The sequence below is a fragment of the Micromonospora sp. NPDC049139 genome, from assembly GCF_055586845.1.
The window spans coordinates 42,419-64,985 of the sequence record NZ_JBVJHK010000008.1; the positions used below are offsets into that span (position 1 = coordinate 42,419).

General features: G+C 76.5%; 2 protein-coding genes (1 of these 2 only partly in view). Both read left to right on the forward strand.

Features of this window, described 5'->3' with window-relative positions; all coding sequences use genetic code 11:
- Nucleotides 1–12,169 carry the 3' portion of a type I polyketide synthase gene (locus ACZ6Q9_RS16490; protein ID WP_466021409.1) on the forward strand. The gene continues 17,678 nt to the left of window position 1, outside the view, so the window shows 12,169 of its 29,847 coding nt (coding positions 17,679–29,847); its start codon lies off the left edge, out of view; the stop codon is at nucleotides 12,167–12,169.
- Between the two features lie 349 nt (nucleotides 12,170–12,518).
- The gene (locus ACZ6Q9_RS16495; RefSeq protein WP_396829288.1) at nucleotides 12,519–22,547 is read left to right on the forward strand and encodes a type I polyketide synthase; all 10,029 of its coding nucleotides are present in this window, start codon (nucleotides 12,519–12,521) and stop codon (nucleotides 22,545–22,547) included.
- Nucleotides 22,548–22,567: the final 20 nt, after the last annotated feature.

Here is a 22,567-nt window from a genome sequence, read left to right on the forward strand (position 1 = left end):
TGGTGTGGACACGTTCCTGGAGGTCGGCCCGCAGAGTGTGCTGACGGCGATGGCGGCGGACATCCTGCCCGACGACGATGCCGTGCTGGCCGTCGCCGCCCAGCGCAAGGACCGGCCGGAGACGCAGGCCCTGCTGCACGCCCTCGCCGAGTTGCACGTGCACGGGGTGCCGGTGACCTGGCAGCCGTGGTTCGCCGACACTGGCGCACACCGCGTCGACCTGCCCACGTACGCCTTCCAGCACCAGCGCTACTGGCCCGCCGCCAACCGGGCGCGTACGGGCGACGTGTCCGGAGCGGGACTCGGCCGCGCCGAGCACCCGCTGCTCGGCGCGACGGTGGACCTGGCCGGCGACGACGAGATGGTGCTGACGGGCCGGCTCTCCCTGGCCACGCACCCGTGGCTGGCCGACCACACGGTCTCCGGGCTGACGCTGGTCCCGGGCACCGCCCTGGTGGAGCTGGCCGTGCGGGCCGGCGACGAGGTGGGCCTCTCCCGGCTGCGGGAGCTGACCGTGGCCGCCCCGCTGGTCGTCCCCGGCAGCGGGGGCGTGCGGATCCAGGTGCGGGTGGACGGGACCGTCGACTCCACGCACCGCACCGTCGCCGTCTACTCCCGTTCGGACGACGACCCCGAGGCGGGCTGGACCCGGCACGCGGAGGGTGTACTGGAGTCGTCCACCGCCGACGAGCCGGACACGGTCACCTGGCCCCCCGCGGGGGCGTCCGAGGTGGACCTGGCGGAGTGGTACCCGGCGCTGGCGGAGCACGGCCTGGCGTACGGGCCGGTGTTCCAGGGGCTGCGGCGGGCCTGGACCAGCGGCGGCGAGGTGTTCGCCGAGGTGGTCCTGCCGGACGACGCCGCGACGGAGGCGGCGCGGTTCGGCGTGCACCCGGCGCTGCTGGACGCGGCCCTGCACCCGATCGGGCTGCTGCTCGGCGCGGAGTCGGGTGGGCCGCGGGTGCCGTTCGCGTTCGAGGGCGTGCAGGTGCACGCCTCGGGCGCGGGGGTGCTGCGGGTGCGCCTGACCCGCAACGGTTCCGGGGTGCGGCTGGCGGCGTACGACGAGGCGGGCGCGCCGGTGGTGTCGGTGGACTCCCTCGTTCTGCGGGAGCTGACCGGGGTGGCCGCGCCGGGCGCGGCATCGCGGTCGCTGTTCGAGCTGCGGTGGCCGGCCGTGGAGGTCACCCCCGGCGGGGAGGCGTCCGGATGGGCGCTGCTGGCGGACGGCCGGGAGATGCCGGCCGAGCTGGCGGTACGGGTCGGGCTGGTCGCGTACCCCGATGTGGCGGCGGTCGCGGGGGAGGAGTCTGTCCCTCGGGCGCTGCTGCTTCCGGTCTTCCCCGCGTCCGAGTCGGCAGCGGAGACGCTGGAGTCGGTTCGGGCGGTGACCTCGGACGTGCTGGCGACGGTGCAGTCCTGGCTGGCGGCCGACGTGCTGGTGGACTCGACGCTGGTGGTGGTGACCCGGGGCGCGGTCTCGGTCGGTGCCGAGGATCGGGTCACGGACCTGGCGGGTGCGGCGGTGTGGGGTCTGCTGCGGTCGGCGCAGTCGGAACACCCGGGGCGCATCGTCCTCGCGGATGTCGACGGTGACCTGGACGCCGCGCTGGTGACCACGCTCGACGGGGTCCTGCGGGAGCCGGCCACGACCGGCGGTCAGTTGGCCGTCCGCAGGGGCGCGGTGTACTCGCCCCGCCTCGTCCGGGCGGGCCTCACGGTGGCGGCGGAGACGCCGAACCTGGGTGACGGCGCGGTACTGGTGACCGGCGGTACGGGTGCGTTGGGTGCGCTCGTGGCGGAGCACGTGGTGTCGTCGTGGGGTGTGCGGTCGCTGGTGCTGGTGTCGCGGCGGGGTCCGGAGGCCGCGGGCGCGGCCGAGTTGTCGGCGCGGTTGACCGCGTTGGGTGCTGCCGTGCGGGTGGTGGCGTGTGACGTGACGGACCGGGACCAGGTCGACGCGCTGGTCGCCGAGATCACTGCCGAGGGCCGGTTGGCGGGTGTGGTGCACACCGCTGGTGTGCTGGACGACGGGGTCGTCGAGGGGCTGACCGCGGAGCGGCTCGGGGCCGTGTTGGCGCCGAAGGTGTCGGCGGGTTGGTGGCTGCATGAGGCGACGGCGGGTCTGGGTCTGGATCTGTTCGTGGTGTTCTCGTCGGTGGCGGGGGTGTTGGGTTCGCCGGGTCAGTCGGCGTATGCGGCGGGTAACGCGTTCCTGGACGGGTTGGCGGTGTGGCGGCGGCAGCTCGGGTTGCCGGCGGTGAGCCTGGCGTGGGGCATGTGGGACACGGCGGGCATGGCGGCCTCGATCGACGAGGCGGACCGGGCACGGTCGGCGCGGGCGGGTCTGACGCCGATGAGCGCCGAGGTCGCGTTGGAGCTGTTCGACGCCGCGCTGGTGGCGGATCGGGCGGCCCTGGTGCCGGCCGCGGTCGACGTGCCCGCGTTGCGGGCGGCGACCGCCGGCCGCCCCGTGCCGGCCGTGCTGCGCACCCTGGTCGGCGTGACGAGCACCCGCCGCCAGGCGGGGCAGGGCGGTGGCGGGTGGGCCGACCGGCTCGCCGGGCTGACCGAGGACGAGGGCCGGGCCCAGGTCGACGTGCTGGTGCGGGGCCTGGTCGCGCAGGTGCTCGGGCACGGCGGCGCGGAGGCGGTGCCGGCGGACCGGGCGTTCCGGGAGCTGGGCTTCGACTCGCTGACCGCGGTCGAGTTGCGTAACCGGCTGAACGCGGCCACCGGGCTGCGGCTGGCCTCGACGCTGGTGTTCGACTACCCGACCCCGGCGGTGCTCGCCGACCACCTCTGGTCGGAGTTGGCCGGGGTCCGTCAGTCGACCGCCGACCTGGTCGCTGGCACGGTCGTTGGCACCGACGAGCCGATCGCGATCGTGGGCATGGCCTGCCGCTACCCGGGCGGGGTGGAGTCTCCCGACCAGTTGTGGGAGTTGCTGGCCGCCGGTGGTGACGGGATTTCGGAGTTTCCGGCGGATCGGGGTTGGGATCTGGAGTCGTTGTTCGACCCGGACCCGGACCGCAGTGGTACGTCGTACACGCGGCACGGTGGTTTCCTGTACGGGGCGGCGGAGTTCGATCCCGGGTTCTTCGGGATCTCGCCGCGGGAGGCCCTGGCGATGGATCCGCAGCAGCGGCTGCTGCTGGAGGCGTCGTGGGAGACGTTCGAGTCGGCCGGCCTCGACCCACAGCGGCTGCGGGGCAGCCGTACGGGCGTGTTCGCCGGGGTGATGTACCACGACTACGCCTCCCGCCTGATGGACCAGCCGGGCGAGGTGGAGGGCTACGTCGGCACCGGCACCTCGGGCAGCGTGCTGTCGGGGCGGGTGGCGTACACGTTCGGGCTGGAAGGCCCGGCGGTCACCGTCGACACGGCGTGTTCCTCCAGCCTCGTCGCGCTGCACCTGGCCGCGCAGGCGTTGCGCAGCGGCGAGTGTGACCTGGCGCTGGCCGGTGGCGTGACGGTGATGGCGACGCCGGGGACGTTCATCGAGTTCTCGCGTCAGCGGGGCCTGTCACAGGACGGTCGGTGCAAGTCGTTCGCCGCCTCCGCCGACGGCACCGGCTGGTCCGAGGGCGTCGGCGTGCTGCTCGTGCAGCGACTTTCCGACGCCCAGCGGGAGGGCCGGCGGATCCTGGCGGTGGTGCGGGGCACGGCGGTGAACCAGGACGGCGCGTCGAACGGTTTGACGGCGCCGAACGGTCCGTCGCAGCAGCGGGTGATCCGGCAGGCCCTCGCGAACGCGCGACTCACGACCGCCGACGTGGATGCGGTGGAGGCGCACGGTACGGGCACGACGCTGGGTGATCCGATCGAGGCGCAGGCGTTGCTGGCGACGTATGGGCAGGATCGGCCGCGGGATCGGCCGTTGTGGTTGGGGTCGGTGAAGTCGAACATCGGGCACACGCAGGCGGCGGCCGGGGTGGCCGGTGTGATCAAGATGGTGCTGGCGATGCGGCACGGTCTGGTGCCGCCGACGTTGCATGTGGATGAGCCGTCGCCGCACATCGACTGGACGTCGGGTGCGGTGGCTCTTGCGACGGAGGCGACGCCGTGGCCGGTCGTGGATCGGCCGCGTCGGGCGGCGGTGTCGTCGTTCGGTATCTCCGGTACGAACGCGCATGTGATCATCGAGCAGCCGCCGGCCGAGGTGGTGGAGGGCGAGGTCGTCGCCCGGGAGCTGCCGCCGGTGGTGCCGGTGCTGCTGTCCGCCCGGTCCGACGCGGCCCTGGCCGCTCAGGCGGGCCGGTGGGCGCGCTGGCTGACCGTCGACGAGGCCCCGCGTCCGCTGGAGGTGGCCTGGTCCTCGATCACCACTCGACCGGCGCTGGAACAGCGCGCCGTCGCCGTGGTGGCCGACCGGGACGGCCTGCTCTCCGCGCTCCGGGCCCTCGACGCGGGCGAGCCCTCCGGCGCTGTCGTCACCGGCTCCGCCGCCGCATGCGGTCAGCTCGCGCTGCTGTTCTCCGGCCAGGGTGCGCAGCGTGCGGGTATGGGCCGGGAGTTGTCGGCCGGATTCCCGGTGTTCGCGGCGGCGTTGGGCGGGGTGTGTGCGCAGCTCGATCCGCTGTTGCCGCGTCCGTTGCGGGAGGTGCTGTTCGCCGAGGCGGGCACCCCGGAGGCCGAGCTGCTGGACCAGACCGTGTTCACCCAGGCGGGCCTGTTCGCGGTCGAGGTGGCGTTGTTCCGGCTGATCGAGTCGTTCGGCGTCGTGCCGGACTTCGTGGGCGGTCACTCGATCGGTGAGATCTCGGCCGCGCACGTGGCCGGGGTGTTGTCCCTGGCGGACGCCGCCGCGTTGGTGGCGGCGCGGGGTCGGTTGATGCAGGCCCTGCCGTCCGGAGGCGGGATGCTCGCAGTGGCGGCGGACGAGGCCGCGGTGGCCGAGTCGATCGCCGGCCTCACGGATCGGGTCGGGATCGCGGCGGTCAACGGGCCGACGTCGGTGGTGGTGTCCGGGGCCGTCGAGGCCCTCGACGACATCGAGCGGGCGTGGCGGGAGCAGGGCGCTCGCACTCGCCGGTTGACGGTGAGCCACGCGTTCCACAGTCCGCTGATGGAGCCGATCCTCGATGAGTTCCGCGCGGTCCTGGACGGGTTGACCTTTGCCGCGCCGTTGCTGCCGGTCGTGTCGAACGTGACCGGTGCGGTCGCGGATGCCGAGGAGATTCGCACCCCGGAGTACTGGGTGCGGCACGTCCGTGAGGCGGTGCGGTACGCCGACGGGGTCGCCGCGCTGCGCGAGGCGGGCGTGGACACGTTCCTGGAGGTGGGTCCGCAGAGTGTGCTGACGGCGATGGCGGCGGACATCCTGCCCGACGACGATGCCGTGCTGGCCGTCGCCGCGCAGCGTAAGGACCGGCCGGAGACGCACGCCCTGCTGCACGCCCTGGCCGACCTGCATGTGCACGGCGTGCCGGTGACCTGGCAGCAGTGGTTCACCGACACCGGCGCACGCCGCGTGGACCTGCCCACGTACGCCTTCCAGCACCAGCGCTACTGGCCCGAGGGCACGCCGGCGAAGCAGGCCGCCCCGGACAGCGGCGACGCCGACTTCTGGGCCGCCGTCGAGCGTGGCGACCTGGCCGCCCTCGCCGCCGAAATCGGCGACGACGCCGAGGCCCTGGGCGCCCTCAGCCCGGCCCTGCCGGTCCTCTCGCGCTGGCGGCGGGCCCGGTCCCGGGACACCACGCTGGACGGGTGGTCGTACCGGGTCGCGTGGGAGCCGGTGCGGCCGGCCCCGGCGGCCGGGCTGTCCGGGCGGTGGCTGGTCGTCACCGTCGACAGCGGCGCCGACGCGGGCATCGCGCGGACGCTCACCGAGGCGGGCGCCCAGGTCGACACGCTGACCGTGCCGCCCACCCTCACCCGGGCCGACCTGGGCGAGCGGCTGCGCGGCATCAGCGCGGACGGCTGGGCCGGGGTGCTCTGCGTCCTGCCCCGGCAGGACCAGCCCCTGGCGCACACCCCGGCGGTTCCCGCCGGCGCAGCGGTGCTGCTCACCCTCACCCGGGCGCTCACCGACACCGGCCTGCCGGGACGGGTGTGGGCGTTCAGCCGGACCGCGCTGCCGGTCACGGCGCGCGAGCGGGCCGGCGACCCCTGGGCCGCCCTGGCCTGGGGCCTCGGCCGAGTCGTCGCCCTCGAACAGCCGGACCGCTGGGGCGGCCTGGTCGACCTGCCCGAGCGCGCCGACCGGAGCACCCGCGCCGGGCTCGTCGCGGTCCTGGCCGACGGCACCCTGGACCAGGTGGCCGTCCGCCGCAACGGCCTCTTCGGCCGGCGGCTGGTGCCGGCCGCGCCGCCCGCCGGTTCGGGTTGGCGGCCCGCCGGCACGGTGCTGGTCACCGGTGGTACGGGTGCGCTGGGCCGGCACGTGGCGCGGTGGTTGCTGGCCAACGGTGCCGGCGAGGTGGTGCTGGCCTCCCGGCGCGGCCCGGGTGCGCCGGGCGCGGTGGAGCTGGTGGCCGAGTTGGGTGCGGTGCGGGTGGTGGCCTGTGACGTGACCGACCGGGAGGCGGTCGACGCCCTCGTGGCCGGGCTGCCGGGGCTGACCGCCGTCGTGCACACCGCCGGCGCGTCCGGCGGCACCGCGCCGGCGTACGAGGTGACCGACGGCGAGCTGTCGGGCACCCTGGCCGGCAAGGTGCTCGGCGCCGTGCACCTCGACGCCGCCTGCCGGGACCGGGACCTCGACGCGTTCGTGGTCTTCTCCTCGGTGGCCGGCGTCTGGGGCGGCGGCGGCCAGGCCGGCTATGCGGCCGGCAACGCCCTGCTCGACGCCCTCGTCGCCGCCCGCCGGGCGGCGGGCCTGCCCGCCACCGCCCTGGCGTACGGGCCGTGGGCGGAGGACGGCATGGCCGCCGGGGAGACCGCGGACGGCCTACGCCGCCGCGGGTTCAGCCCGCTCGCGCCCGACGCCGCCGTCGCGGCGCTGGGCCGCTGGGTGAACGCGCCGGAGGCGGCGCCGGTGATCGTCGACGTCGACTGGTCCCGGTTCGTCACGGCGTTCACCGTGGTGCGGCCGAGCCACCTCTTCGACCGGGTCGCCCCGGCCGTCGCCGAGGAGCCGGAGCGGCCGGAGAGCGCCGCCGCCACCGACGGGCTGCGGGCCCGGCTCGCGGCGCTGCCGGCGACCGGACAGGAGGCGCTGCTGGTCGACCTCGTCCGCGCGGAGGCGGCGGCCGTGCTCGGTCACGCCACCACCGACCAGGTGCCGGCCGGCCGGGCGTTCCGCGAGCTGGGCTTCGACTCCCTCGCCGCCGTGCAGCTGCGGGACCGGCTGGGTCGGGTCACCGGCCTGACCCTGCCGTCGACCGTGGTCTTCGACCACCCGTCGGCGGCGGAACTGGCTCGCTTCCTGCGTACCGAAATCGTGGTCGGCGCGGACGGCGGCCCGGCCGCCGGCGGCGCGACCGTGGTCCGGGCGCCGGTGGACGAGCCGATCGCGATCGTCTCGATGGCCTGCCGGTTCCCCGGCGGGGTGTCGTCGCCGCAGGAGCTGTGGCGGCTGCTGGCCGACGGGGTGGACGCGGTCACGCCGATGCCCACCGACCGGGGCTGGGACCTCGACGCCCTGTTCGACAGCGACCCGGAGCGGATCGGCACCAGTTACACCCGCAGCGGCGGGTTCCTGCCCGACGTGGCCGGCTTCGACGCCGCGTTCTTCGGGATCAACCCGCGCGAGGCCCTGGCGATGGACCCACAGCAGCGGCTGCTGCTGCACACCACCTGGGAGGTGTTCGAACGCGCCGGCATCGACCCGCAGCGGGTACGCGGCTCCGCCACCGGCGTCTTCATGGGCACCAACGGGCAGGACTACGCCACGCTGCTGCTGGGCGCCCGCTCCCAGGTGGAGGGCTACCAGGCCACCGGCAACGGGGCGTCGGTGGTCTCGGGCCGCCTGGCGTACTCGTTCGGGCTGCACGGCCCGGCGGTCACCGTCGACACGGCCTGCTCGTCGTCGCTGGTGGCGCTGCACCTGGCCGCCCAGGCGCTGCGCAGCGGCGAGTGCGACCTCGCCCTGGCCGGCGGCGTGACCGTCATGTCCACCCCGGGCGCGTTCCTGGAGTTCTCCCGGCAGCGTGGCCTCGCCGCCGACGGGCGGGTCAAGGCGTTCGCCGAAGCCGCCGACGGCACCGGCTGGGGCGAGGGCGTGGGCGTCCTGCTGCTCCAGCGGCTCTCCGACGCCCAGCGGGACGGCAACCGGATCCTCGCCGTCGTACGGGGCAGCGCGGTCAACCAGGACGGCGCGAGCAACGGCCTCACCGCACCGAACGGACCGGCACAGCAGCGGGTGATCCGGCAGGCGCTGGACAACGCGGGCCTGACCCCCGACGACGTGGACGCGGTCGAGGCGCACGGCACCGGCACCACCCTCGGCGACCCGATCGAGGCGCAGGCGCTGCTGGCGACGTACGGGCGGGGTCGACCCGCCGACCGGCCGCTGTGGCTCGGGTCGGTGAAGTCGAACATCGGCCACACCCAGGCCGCGGCGGGCGCCGCCAGCCTGATGAAGATGGTGCTGGCCCTGCAGCACGAGGTGCTGCCGGCGACCCTGCACGTCGACGCGCCGACCCCGCACGTCGACTGGACGTCCGGCGCGCTGGCGCTGCTCACCGAGGCACGGCCGTGGACCGCCGCGGGCCGGCCGCGCCGGGCCGGCGTCTCCTCGTTCGGGATCAGCGGCACCAACGCCCACGTGATCCTGGAACAGGCCCCGGAACGGCCGGAGCCGGTCGTCCCCGTCGGGGAACGGCCCAGGGCGACCCTGCCGTGGCCGGTCTCCGCCGCCGACCTCGCCGCGCTGCGCGACCAGGCCGGCCGGCTGGCCGACCGGGCCGCGACGGGCGACGACCCGGCCGACCTGGTCGCCTGGGCGCTCGCCGACGGCCGCGCCCACCTGGGGCACCGGGCGACCGTGGTCGCCGCCGACCGGGCGACCCGGCTGGCCGCGCTGCGGGCGCTGGCCGTCGGGGAGGACCACGCGGCGCTGGTCACCGCCCGGCGGCGTTCGGGCGGCCTCGCCGTCCTCTTCTCCGGCCAGGGCGCCCAGCGCCCCGGCGCCGGCCGGCAGCTGTACGACACGTTCCCCGTGTTCGCGGCGGCCCTCGACGAGGTCTGCGGAGTGCTGGACCACCAGCTGCCGCAGCCGCTGAAGCCGGTGCTGTTCGCGGCCGACGGCAGCGCCGAGGCCGCCCTGCTCGACGAGACGGTGTTCACCCAGGCCGGGCTGTTCGCACTGGAGGTGGCCCTGTTCCGGCTGGTCGAGTCGTTCGGGGTGGTGCCCGGGCACGTCGCCGGGCACTCGATCGGCGAGATCACCGCCGCGCACGTCGCCGGGGTGCTGTCCCTCGCGGACGCCGGCACGCTGGTGGCCGCCCGGGGCCGGCTGATGCAGGCCCTGCCGGCCGGGGGCGGGATGCTCGCCGTCGCCGCCGACGAGGCGGCGGTGGTCGAGTCGCTGGCCGGGCTGACCGACCGGGCCGGCGTCGCGGCCGTCAACGGTCCCACCTCCGTGGTGGTCGCCGGGGCGGTCGACGCCCTCGACGGGCTGGAGCGGGTCTGGCGGGAGCGGGGGGTGCGCACCCGCCGGCTGCGGGTCAGCCACGCGTTCCACAGCCCGCTGATGGAACCGATGCTGGCCGGGTTCCGGGCCGTACTCGACGGGCTGACGTTCGCCGCGCCGCTGCTGCCGATCGTGTCGAACCTGACCGGAAGGGTCGCCGACCCCGACGAGATCCGTACGCCCGACTACTGGGTGCGGCACGTCCGCGAGGCCGTCCGGTACGCCGACGGGATCGCCGCGCTGCGCGACGCGGGGGTGGACACGTTCCTGGAGCTCGGCCCGCAGGCGGTGCTGACCGCGATGACGGCCGGCCTGCTGCCCACCGAGGACGACGGGACGGCTGTGGCGGCGCTGCGCGCCGGGGCCGACGAGCCGGCCGCCCTGCTGTCCGCGCTGGCCGTCCTGCACGGCACCGGGCGGGACGTCGACTGGGCGGCGGTGCTCGGCGTGCTGGCCGGCCCCCGCCCGGATCCCCGCCGGCTGCCGGAGCTGCCGACGTACGCGTTCCGGTCGCAGCGCTACTGGCCGACGCTCGACGTGGTCCCGACTCCGGCCGCCGACCCGGTGGACGACGCGTTCTGGCGGGCGGTCACCGACGGCGACCTGGACCGGCTCGGCATCGACCCGGACCGACCGCTGCGCGATCTGCTGCCGGAGCTGGAGTCGTGGCGGCGCCGCCAGCACCTCGACGGCACCCTGGCCGGCTGGCGGTACCGGGTCACCTGGGAGCGCCGGGCGCTGACCGGCGCCGACCCGGGCACCTGGCTGGTGGTGGCCCCGCCGCACCAGGTCACCGACCGGGTGCTGGCCGCGCTCACGGCCGGCGCCGCGACGGCGCACGTGCTGACCGTCGACCCGGCCACGGTCACCCGGGACGGCCTGGCCGCCGACCTCGACCGGCTCACCGCCGCGCACCAGCCGACGGCGCTGCTCTCCCTGCTGGCGCTGGACGAGGCGCCGCACCCGGAGCAGACCGCGCTGCCCACCGGCCTGGCGGCGAACCTGCTGCTCGTGCAGGCGCACACCGGCCGCTCCGGCCCGGCCGTGCCGCTGTGGCTGGCCACCACCGGCGCCGTCGCCGTCGACGACGAACCGGTCGTCCACCCGACGCAGGCCACCACGTGGGGTCTCGGTCTCGTCGCCGCGCTGGAGCACCCCCGGCACGTGGGCGGCGTCGTCGACCTGCCGGCGGTCGCGGGCGAGGCGGCGTACGCGGCCCTGGTCGGCGCCCTGACCAATGGCGACGGGGAGGACCAGCTCGCCGTCCGGGAAGCCGGCGTGCACGCCCGGCGTCTGGTCCGGGACACCGGACGGCCGGCGGCGGGCGGCGGGTACCGCCCGCACGGCACCGTCCTGCTCACCGGCGGGACCGGCGCCCTCGCCCGGCACACCACGGACTGGCTGGGCCGCCACGGCGCGGAGGTGCTCCCACTGGCGGAACCGGCGACGGGCAAGCTCGGCGACCTGATGGAGCAGCTCGCCGCCGAGAGCCGGCCGGTGACCGCGCTCGTGCACGTCCCGGCGGAGACCGGCTCGGCGCCGTTGGCCGAGCTGACCCTCGCCGGCCTGGCCGCCGACCTGACCGCCACCGTCGGCGACGTCCCGAGGTACGCGGACGAACTGACCCACCGGCCGCTCGACGCGTTCGTGCTGTGCACCTCCACCACCGGGGTGTGGGGTGCGGGCGGCCGGGCCGGCCAGTCCGCCGGCGACGCGCTGCTGCACGCGCTCGCCGCGAACCGGCGGCACGGCGGCCTGGTGGCCACCGCCGTGGCGTGGGGGCCGTGGCGCGACGACCCCGAGTCGGCCGAGCTGGCGCAACTGCGCCGGCGGGGCCTGCCGGGCCTGCCCCCGGACCTGGCCGTCGAGGCGTTCGGGCAGGCGCTGCGCGAGGAGGCGGCGCTGGTCGTCGCCGACGTGAGCTGGGACCGGTTCGTGCCGACGTTCGCGTCGATGCGGCCGTGCCCGCTGCTGACCGGCATCCCGGAGGCCCGCGCGGCGCTGCCCGCCGACGACGACCGCCAGCCGGCGGACGACGAGGCGGCGACCGCGCTGCGGGAGCGGCTGCGCCCGCTGAACCCCGGCGAACGCGAGGGCGTCCTCGTCGAACTCGTGGGCGGCCTGGCGGCGACCGTGCTCGGCCACACCGGGGGCGGGGGACTGGAGCCCGACCGCGCGTTCCGCGAGGTCGGCTTCGACTCGATGACGGCCGTGGAGCTGCGCAACCGGCTCCGCGCCGCCACCGGCGTGCAACTGCCAGCCAGCGTGGTCTTCGACTACCCCACGCCGGCCGCGCTCGCCCGGCACCTGCGCGACCAACTCGTCGAGGACGGGGCCGCCGCGGCCGCCCCGCTGCTCGCCGAGCTGGAACGGCTCGACGGCGTCTTCGCGGCCGGCGCACCGGACCGGCTGACCCGGCAGAAGCTGCTGGTGCAGTTGCAGGCGTTCGTCGCCCGGTGGGGCGACGACCGCGGTCCCGTCGAGGAGAAACCCGTCGCCCACGCCCTCGACGACGCGACGGACGCCGAGATCTTCGATTTCATCCACCGCGAGCTGGGCGGGCCCGGCGGCAATTTGCCGGGCCTGTAGAAATGGGGCCGCGCGACCGTTGTCGGCGGTCGTGACGCCCTCGGCCGGGCGGGGTCCCGCACCCGCCCGGCCGCACCCCGCGAGGGCGGTGCGCCGGGCCGCTCAGCAGGGCGGGTCGGCCCAGCCTGCACCCGTGCCGCCTAGGGGCACCCGTAGGGGCACGCTAGGGGTTGTGACCGCCGTCCGGCCACAATTACCTTTCCTCCGGCGAGTAAGACCTGGTGTGGGCTGAAACGCTTTTTGTCTGGCAATTCGTGGTCGGCTGAATGGGCTTAGATCTTCGCGGCTTGTGGCGTCTGTGGACGGTATTGGGTCGCCTGTTTCTTTCCGGCCCGAAGAGGTGGCGCTAATGGCGACTGAAGATACGCTCCGGGAGTACCTGAAATGGGTGACGGCGGACCTTCACCAGACCAGGAGGAAGCTCGGCGAGCTTGAGGCGGCCAGCCGCGAGCCGATCGCCATCGTCGGCATGGCCTGCCGGTTCCCCGGCGGGGTGGGCTCGCCCGAGGAGCTGTGGGAGCTCGTCGACTCCGGACGGGACGCCGTCTCCGCGTTCCCCGCCGACCGCGGCTGGGACCTGGCGCGGCTGTACCACCCGGACCCCGACCACCCCGGCACGTCGTACGTCGCCGAGGGCGGCTTCGTCGACTCCGCCACCGACTTCGACGCCGCGTTCTTCGGCATCTCGCCCCGCGAGGCGATCGCCATGGACCCCCAGCAGCGGCTGCTGCTGGAGGCGTCCTGGGAGGCGTTCGAGCACGCCGGGATCGACCCCTCGGCGCTGCGCGGCCACCAGGTGGGCGTGTTCGCCAGCACCACCGGCCAGGACTACGTGGGGCTGCTCCAGCAGCCGCCGCCCGGCACCGAGGGCTACATCCTCACCGGCACCGCGGCGAGCGTCGTGTCCGGCCGGATCTCGTACGCGCTCGGCATCGAGGGCCCCGCCGTCACCGTCGACACCGCCTGCTCGTCCTCGCTGGTCGCGCTGCACCTGGCCTGCCAGGCGCTGCGGCAGGGGGAGTGCACCCTGGCGCTCGCCGGCGGCGCCACCGTCATGTCCACCCCGTCCGCCTTCATCGGCTTCAGCCGCCAGCGCGGCCTGGCTCTGGACGGCCGGGTCAAGTCGTTCGCCGCCGCCGCCGACGGCACCGCCTGGGGCGAGGGCGTCGGCCTGCTGCTCGTCGAGCGGCTCTCCGACGCGCGGCGCAACGGCCACCCCGTCCTGGCCGTGGTACGTGGCAGCGCGGTCAACCAGGACGGCGCGAGCAACGGGCTGACCGCCCCCAACGGCCCGTCCCAGCAGCGGGTCGTGCTCCAGGCGCTGGCCAGCGCCCGGCTCGCGCCCGAGCAGGTCGACGTCGTGGAGGCGCACGGCACCGGCACCACCCTCGGCGACCCGATCGAGGCCCACGCCCTGCTGTCGACGTACGGGCAGGGGCGGCCCGCCGACCGGCCGCTCTGGCTCGGCTCGGTCAAGTCGAACATCGGGCACACCCAGGCTGCCGCCGGCGTGGCCGGGGTGATCAAGATGGTGATGGCGCTGCGGCACGAAACCGTGCCGGCGACGCTGCACGTCGACGAGCCCACCCCCAACGTGGACTGGACGGCCGGCGCGGTGTCGCTGGTGACCGAGCCGCAGCCGTGGCCCGCCGGGGAGCAGCCCCGCCGGGCGGGCATCTCCTCCTTCGGCATGAGCGGCACCAACGCCCACGTGATCATCGAGGAGGCGCCCGCCGCCGACCCGGCCCCGGTGGAGGCCCCGGACGGCCCCGCCGCGACCGACGCCGCCACCGGGACGGACGCGGACACCGGCACCGCCCCGGTCACCGGGGCCGGCCTCGTGCCGGTGCTGGTCTCCGCCCGCGACGCCGACTCCCTGGCCGCCCAGGCGACCCGCTGGGCCGACTGGCTCGACGGCCGCCCCGAGCTGCGGCTCACGGACGTCGGCTGGTCGTCGGTGCGCACCCGGGCCAGCCTCGATCACCGGGCCGTGCTGCTCGCCTCCGACCGCGCCGACCTGCGCGACGGCCTGCGCGCGCTCGCGGCCGGCGGCGACGCCCCGGGCCTGGTCACCGGCGCCGGGCCGCGCGGCGGCAAGCTCGCGTTCCTCTTCTCCGGGCAGGGCGCGCAGCGCAGCGGCATGGGCCGCGACCTGGCCGCCGCCTTCCCCGTCTTCGCCAAGGCGCTGGCAGAGGTCTGCGCCGAGCTGGACCGGCACCTGCCCCGCCCGCTCGCCCCGGTGCTCTTCGCGCCCGAGGGGCACGAGGACGCCGCGCTGCTCAACCAGACCCTCTACACCCAGGCCGGCCTGTTCGCCGTCGAAGTCGCGCTGTTCCGGCTCCTGCAGAGCTGGGGGGTCGTCCCGGACGTCCTGCTCGGCCACTCGATCGGCGAGCTGTCCGCCGCGCACGCGGCCGGCGTGCTGTCGCTGCCCGACGCCGCCACGCTCGTCGCGGCCCGGGGCCGGCTGATGCAGGCCCTGCCGGCCGGCGGCGCGATGCTCGCCGTCCAGCTCCCCGCCGACGCGGTCCGCGCCGCCCTGGCCGGCCTCGAGGACCGGGTCGCCGTGGCCGCTGTCAACGGGCCCACCGCCGTCGTGGTCTCCGGCGCGGCCGACGCCGTCGAGGAACTCGAACGCCGCTGGGCGGACCAGGGCGTACGCACCAGGCCGCTGCGCGTGAGCCATGCCTTCCACAGCCCGCTGATGGAACCCATGCTCGCCGAGTTCGCCGCCGTGGTGCGCGGTCTGGAGCTGCACCCGCCGGCGCTGCCGATCGTGTCGAACCTGACCGGCGAGGTCGCCGACCCCGACGAGATCCGCACCGCCGACTACTGGGTCCGGCACGTACGCGAGGCGGTCCGGTTCGCCGACGGCGTCGACCAGCTGCGCGCCCTGGGCGTGCGTACCTTCCTGGAGGTCGGCCCCAGCGGGGTGCTCACCGCGCTGGCCCGCGACATCCTCACGGCGGCCGGCGCGGACGACGACACGGCCGCGGTGGCGATGGTGCGCCGGGACCGCCCCGAGCCCGCGTCCGTGCTCACCGCCCTCGCCGAGCTGCACGTCGGCGGGGTCGGGGTGGGCTGGGCGGAGCTGTTCGCCGGCGCGGACACCGCGCGGGTGCCGCTGCCCGGGTACGCCTTCCGCCGGCAGCGGTTCTGGCCCGAGCCGCCGCCCGCCGCCCCCGACGCCGCCGCGCCCGACGGCGGCGACGACGAGTTCTGGACCGCCCTGGAGCAGGCGGACGTCGACACGCTCCGCAGCGAGCTGGGCGACGACGACGAGCAGGTGCGGGCGCTGCTGCCGGCCCTGCCGGTGCTCACCTCCTGGCGCCGGTCCCGGCGGGAACGCTCCACGGTGGACGGCTGGTCGTACCAGGTGACCTGGCAGCCGGTTCCGGTCGAGGACCGGGACGGCCCGGCGGGCCGCTGGCTGGTGGTGCTGCCGGCCGACGACGCCCCGGCGTGGGCCGACCGCCTGGCCGGTCTCTTCCCCGACGCCGAGCCGCTGGTGCTGCGCGTCGGCGCGGCGGACCTCGACCGCGCGGCGCTCGCCGCCCGGCTGCGGGACGTGATCGACGGTCGGCCGGTCGACGGCGTGCTCGCCGTGGTCGCCGGGCAGGACCGGCTGCTGCCCGAGCACCCCGGCGTGACCCTCGCCGCGGCCGGCGCCCTCGCCCTGGTCCAGGCGATGACCGACCTGGACCTGGTGGCCCCGCTGTGGTGCGCCACCAGCGGCGCGATGGCGGCGGCCCCGGGCGACCGGGTCGCGCACCCGCTACAGACCGAGGTCTGGGGCCTGGGCCGGGCTGCGGCGGTCGAGCAGCCGCACCGCTGGGGCGGCCTGGTCGACCTGCCGGCCACCCTCGACGACACCACCGCCCGGCGGCTCGCCGCCGTGCTGGCCGGCGCGGGCGGCGAGGACCAGGTGGCCGTCCGGCCCGGCGGGATCTGGGCCCGGCGGCTCACCCCGGCCCCGCCGGCGACGGACGAGGCCCCCGCCGGCGACTGGTGGTCCGGCACCGTTCTGGTCACCGGCGGCACCGGCGCCCTCGGCGGCCACGTCACCCGCTGGCTGCTCGACCGCGGCGTCGGGCAGGTGGTCCTGGCCAGCCGCCGGGGCACTGCCGCCCCGGCCGTGGCGGACCTGCTCGACCGGTACGGCGCCGACGGGCGGGTCACCGTCGCCACCTGCGACGTCACCGACCGGCGTTCCGTGGCGGACCTCGTGGACGCGCTGCCCGGCCTGACCGCCGTCGTGCACGCCGCCGGCACCGACCAGCTCACCCCGCTGACCGACACCACCCTCGACGAGTTCTCCCACGTCGTCGCGGGGAAGGTGCTCGGCGCCCTGCACCTCGACGCCTGCCTCGCCGACCGCGAGCTCGGCGCGTTCGTCATGTTCTCCTCCATCTCGGGCGTGTGGGGCAGCGCCGGCCAGTGCGCCTACGGCGCCGGCAACTCCCTGCTGGACGCCCTGGCCGTCAACCGGCGCGACCGGGGCCTGGCAGCCACCGCCGTCTCGTGGACCGCCTGGGGCGGCGCGCACGGCATGGCCGCCGAGAACGTGGCCACCGAGCAGCTCAACCGGATGGGCCTGCCGCCCATCGACCCGGAGAAGGCGCTCGTCGCGCTGGACCGGGCGCTGCGCCGCCCGACGCCCTGCGTGACCGTCGCCGACGTCGACTGGACCCGGTTCCACCCCGCGTTCACCGTGGCCCGGCCCAGCCCGCTGCTCGGCGACCTGCCGCAGGTGCGGGCGCTCGTCGCGGCGGAGGAGGCCGCCGCGCCGGCCGCGGGCGGGGCCGCCGCGCCGCTGCGCCACCTCGCGGCGCTGCCGGCGGCGGAGCAGGAGCGGGAGCTGCTGCGGCTGGTCAACGAGCAGACCGCGGCGGTGCTCGGCCACGCCACCCCCGACGAGCTGCGCGGACGACCGTTCAAGGACCTCGGCTTCGACTCGCTGACCGCCGTGGACTTCCGGGGGCGGCTGAACGCGGCCACCGGCCTACGGCTGCCCACCACGCTGGTCTTCGACTACCCCACCCCCGCCGAGCTGGCCGCGCACCTGCGCGAGCTGGTGTCCGGCGCCGACCCGGTCGATACCCCCGAGACCGTCGTCGTGGACGCCGACGAGCCCGTCGCGATCGTCGGCATGGCCTGCCGCTACCCGGGCGGCGTCGACGGGCCGGAGGCGTTCTGGCGGCTGGTCGCCGACGGCGTGGACGCCATCTCACCGTTCCCCACCGACCGGGGCTGGGAGATCCCCGAACCGGCGGAGGGGACCCACCCCCCGGCGGGCGGCTTCCTCTACGACGTGGCGGACTTCGACCCCGCCTTCTTCGAGATCTCGCCCCGCGAGGCGGTGGCGATGGACCCGCAGCAGCGGCTCACCCTCGAGGCGTCGTGGGAGGCGCTGGAACGGGCCGGGGTGGACCCCGCGTCGCTGCGCGGCACCCGTACCGGCGTCTTCGTGGGCGCCTCCAGCTCCGGCTACGGCACCGGGCTGACCGAGGTCCCCGAGGGGGTCGAGGGCTACCTGATGACCGGCGCCGCGCACAGCGTGATCTCCGGACGGGTGGCGTACACGCTGGGGCTGGAGGGGCCGGCCGTCACGGTCGACACCGCCTGCTCCTCCTCGCTGGTGGCGCTGCACCTCGCCGGGGCGGCGCTGCGGCGGGGCGAGTGCGACCTGGCGCTGGCCGGCGGCGTGGCGGTGATGGCCACCCCGACGGCGTTCCAGGAGTTCTCCCGCCAGGGCGGCCTCGCCTCCGACGGGCGGTGCAAGTCCTTCGCCGCGTCGGCGGACGGCACCGGCTGGTCGGAGGGCGTCGGCATGCTGCTCGTGCAGCGGCTCTCGGACGCCCGGCGGCAGGGCCGCCGCATCCTCGCCGTGGTGCGCGGCTCCGCGGTGAACTCCGACGGCGCGTCGAACGGCCTGACCGCCCCCAACGGCCCGTCCCAGCAGCGGGTTATCCGCCAGGCGCTCGCCAGCGCCCGGCTGACGGTCACCGACGTGGACGTCGTCGAGGCCCACGGCACCGGCACCACCCTCGGCGACCCGATCGAGGCGCAGGCCCTGCTGGCGACGTACGGGCAGGACCGGGGCGACGCCGGCCCGCTGCTGCTCGGGTCGGTGAAGTCGAACATGGGCCACGCCCAGGCAGCCGCCGGCGTCGCCGGTGTGATCAAGATGGTGCTGGCGATGCGGGAGGGCACCGTCCCGGCCTCGCTGCACGCGGACAACCCGTCGCCGCACATCGACTGGTCCTCCGGCGACGTGGAGCTGGTGACCCGGTCCCGGCCGTGGCCGGCGGTCGACCGGCCCCGCCGGGCGGCGGTCTCCTCCTTCGGCATCTCCGGCACCAATGCCCACGTGGTCGTCGAGCAGCCCACCGACGCCGACGTGACCGGCGACGGCGAGCCGGCCGCCGCCCCGGCGCCCGGGCTGGTCGCCGCCGACGTGGTGGTGTGGCCGGTCTCGGCCCGCTCCGCCGCCGCCCTGGCCGCGCAGGCGGCCCGGCTGGCCCGACACGTACGGGAACACCCCGGCCTCGCCCCGGCGGCGGTCGGCTGGTCCCTCGCCGCGACCCGGTCGGCGTTCGACCGGCGGGCCACGGTGGTCGGCGCGACCCCGGCCGACCTGCTGGCCGGCCTGGACGCGCTCGCCGCCGGCACACCGGGCGACAACGTGGTGACCGGCGCCGTCGCCAACCACGGCGCGGGCCCGGTGTTCGTCTTCCCGGGGGCCGCCTCGGCGGGCGCGGCGGCCGGACTGGTGGGCCGCTGCCCGGTCTTCGACGACACGCTCGCCGAGTGCCGGCAGGCCCTGGCGCCCTGGCTCGACGTCGACCCGGCCGCCCTGCTGACCGGCGCGGACCCCTCCTGGGCCGAGCGGCCGGAGCTGGCCCGGCCCGTCCTGTTCGCCGTCGGGGTGGCGCTCGCCGCCGCCTGGCGGCACGCCGGGGTCATCCCGGCCGCGGTCGTCGGCGACGGCGACGGCGAGGTCGTGGCCGCCTGCGTGGCGGGGCTGCTGTCCCTGCCCGACGCCGCCCGGACGGTGGCGCTGCGGGCCCGGGCCGCCGCCGGCGAGCTGGACGCCGACGGCGTCCGCGCCGGGTTGGCGGGGATCATCCCGCAGCCCGGTACCGCCCGGCTGGCCTCCACCGTCACCGGGGACTGGGCCGACCCGGCCGGCCTCGGGGCCGACCACTGGGCCGGCGAGGCGGGACGGTCCGAGCAGTTCGACGCCGCCGTCCGCGCCGCCGTCGCGGCCGGACACGTGACCTTCGTGGAGGTCTCGCCGGAGCCGGTGCTGACCACCCGGGTCGCCGCCGTCCTCGACGGGACCGGCGTCGCCGGCCACGTCCTGGACACCCTCGGCGGGCCGGACGACGCCGCCACCCGGCTGCTGACCAGCCTCGCCACCGCGCACACCCTCGGCCTGGCGGTGGACCACCGCCGGCTGCTGCCCGAGGCCGAGCCGGTCGACCTGCCCACGTACGCCTTCGACCGGCACCGCTACTGGCTGGAGCGCACCGGCGCCCACCGCTCCGTCCTGCCCGCCGTGGGGCTCGACGTCGTCGACCACCCGCTGCTCAGCGCGGTGGCCGACCTGCCCGGCGACGAGGGCCTGCTGTTCACCGGCCGGATCACCCTCGCCACCCACCCCTGGCTGGCCGACCACGCCGTGCTGGGCACGGTGCTGCTGCCCGGGACGGCGCTGGTGGAGCTGGCGTCCTGGACCGGGCGGCATGCCGGCGCCGCGACCGTCGCCGAGCTGAACCTGGAGGCGCCGCTGGCGATCCCCGCCGAGGGGGGAGTCGACCTGCGGGTCCGCGTCGGCGCGCCGGACGAGACCGGGCACCGTCCGGTCGCCATCCACACCCGGCGGGACGACGACACCGACCCCGACGGTTCCCGGGCCTGGCAGCGGCACGCCTCGGGCCAGCTCAGCGGCACCGCCGACCCGGACCCCGCGCCGGCAGCCGTGTGGCCGCCCGCCGACGCAGAGCCGATCGCCCTCGACGGGCTCTACGCCCGGCTCGCCGCCCAGGGCTACCACTACGGCCCGGTCTTCCGCGCGCTGCGCGCCGCGTGGCGCTCCGGCCCGGACATCCTCGCCGAGGTCGCCCTGGACGCCGACGCGTCCACCGACACCACGGCCTTCTCGGTGCACCCGGCCCTGATGGACGCGGCGCTGCACGCCATCGGCGCCAGCGCCACGGCCGGCGACCCCGCCGCCGGCGGCGCACCGGCCTCCGACGGCGGCTCCGACATCCGCCCGGGACTGCCGTTCACCTGGTCGGGCGTGACCATCCGGCCCACCCGCGCCCGCGAGCTGCGGATCCGGCTGCGCGCCACCGACGCCGGGTCCGTGTCGTTGACGGTCACCGACACCGGCGCGACGCCGGTCGCCTCCGTCGACGGTCTGGTGCTGCGGCCCATCTCCGGCGAGCAGCTCAGCGCCGCCCGCCGGTCGGCCAGCCGGTCCCTGCACCGCCTCGACTGGGTCGCCCCCGCCACCGGCCGCGCCGACGGCACGCCCCGGCTCGTCGTCCTCGGCGACGACTGGCCCGGCGCCGACCGGCGTCCGGACCTGTCCGCGCTGGTCGCCGAGGTGCGCGCGGGCGGTCCCGGGCCCGACGCGGTGGTGGTGACCTGCGTCGGGCCGGTCGCCGACGAGCCGCACCCGGCCCGCCAGGCGCACCGTGTCGCCCACCGCACGCTCGCGCTGGCCCAGCAGTGGCTGGCGGAGGAGTCCCTCGCGGCCGCCCGGCTGGTGGTGGTCACCCGCGGCGCGGTCCGGGTCGACCCGGACGAGCGGATCGCCGACGTGCCGGCCGCCACCGCCTGGGGCCTGCTGCGCTCCGCCCAGTCGGAGAACCCGGACCGGATCGTGCTCCTCGACGTCGACGACGACGCGACGGCCGCCGCCCTGCTGCCGGCCGCCCTGGCCACGGGCGAACCCCAGCTCGCCGTACGCGGCGGCCAGCTCCGGGCGCCCCGGCTGACCCGGCTCGGTCCGCCCCCGGCCGAGGGGCCCGGCCCCGACCTGGCCGCCGGCACCGTCCTGGTGACCGGGGCGACCGGCCTGCTCGGGCGACTGGTGGCACGACGGCTGGTGACCCGGCACGACGTACGCCACCTGCTGCTGGTCAGCCGCAGCGGGGCGGACGCCCCGGGCGTCGCCGGGCTGGTCGACGAGCTCGCCTGCCTGGGCGCCACCGCCCGGGTGGTCGCCTGCGACGTCACCGACCGCGACGCGCTGGCCCTGCTGGTCGACCAGATCCCCGCCGACCGGCCGCTGACCGGCGTGGTGCACGCGGCCGGGGTGCTCGACGACGGCGTCCTGCCCGCGCTCACCCCCGACCGCTTCGACACCGTGCTCCGTCCCAAGGTCGACGCGGCCTGGCACCTGCACGAGCTGACCGAGAAGCTCGACCTGGCCGCGTTCGTGCTCTTCTCCTCGGCGGCCGGCCTCTTCGGCGGCCCCGGGCAGGCCAACCACGCGGCGGCGAACTGCTTCCTCGACGCCCTCGCCCAGCACCGACGGGACCGGGGACTCCCGGCGCTCTCCCTGGCCTGGGGGCCGTGGGTCAACGACACCGGCGACGGCCAGACCGGGCACGTCGACGAGGCCCGGATGAACCGGGGCGGCTTCGTCCCGCTCGGCGCCGACGAGGGGATGGACCTGTTCAGCGAGGCGCTGCGCTTCGCCGAGCCGGTGGTCGTACCGGTCAACCTGGACCTCGCGCTGATCGGCCGGCACGGGCCGGCGGCGGTGCCACCGGTGCTGCGGTCGCTGGTCCGGCCGGCGTCGACCGGCGCGGCCCGGGCCGCCGAGCGCGACCCGGCGGAGGCGCTGCGGGAGACCCTGGCCGCCACCGCGGAGGCGGACCGCGACCAGGTCCTCTCCGACCTGGTCCGCACCCACGCCGCCGCGGTCCTCGGCTACGCGTCGATCCGGTCGATCGACGCCGAACGCGGCTTCGTCGAGCTGGGCTTCGACTCGCTGACCGCGGTCGAGTTCCGCAACCGGCTCAACGCGGCCACCGGGCTGCGGCTGCCGTCCACGCTGATCTACGACCGGCCGACCACGGCCGCGCTGGTCGAGTACCTGCGGGGCGCGCTGCTGGCGGAGCGGAGCACGTCCGCGCTGACGGTGCTCGGCGAGCTGAACAAGCTGGAGCACGCCATGCGCGCGGTGGCCGCCGGCGACACCGACCGGTCCGCGGTCGGTGCCCGGCTGCGCGAACTGCTCTCCCTGTGGACCTACACCGAGTCCGACGCGGACTCCGCCGCCGCCGACGGCGCCAGCCTCGAGTCGGCCTCCGCCGAGGAGATCTTCAGCCTGCTGGACGAAGAGCTCGGCTCGGCCTGATCCGGCATGTCGCACACCTC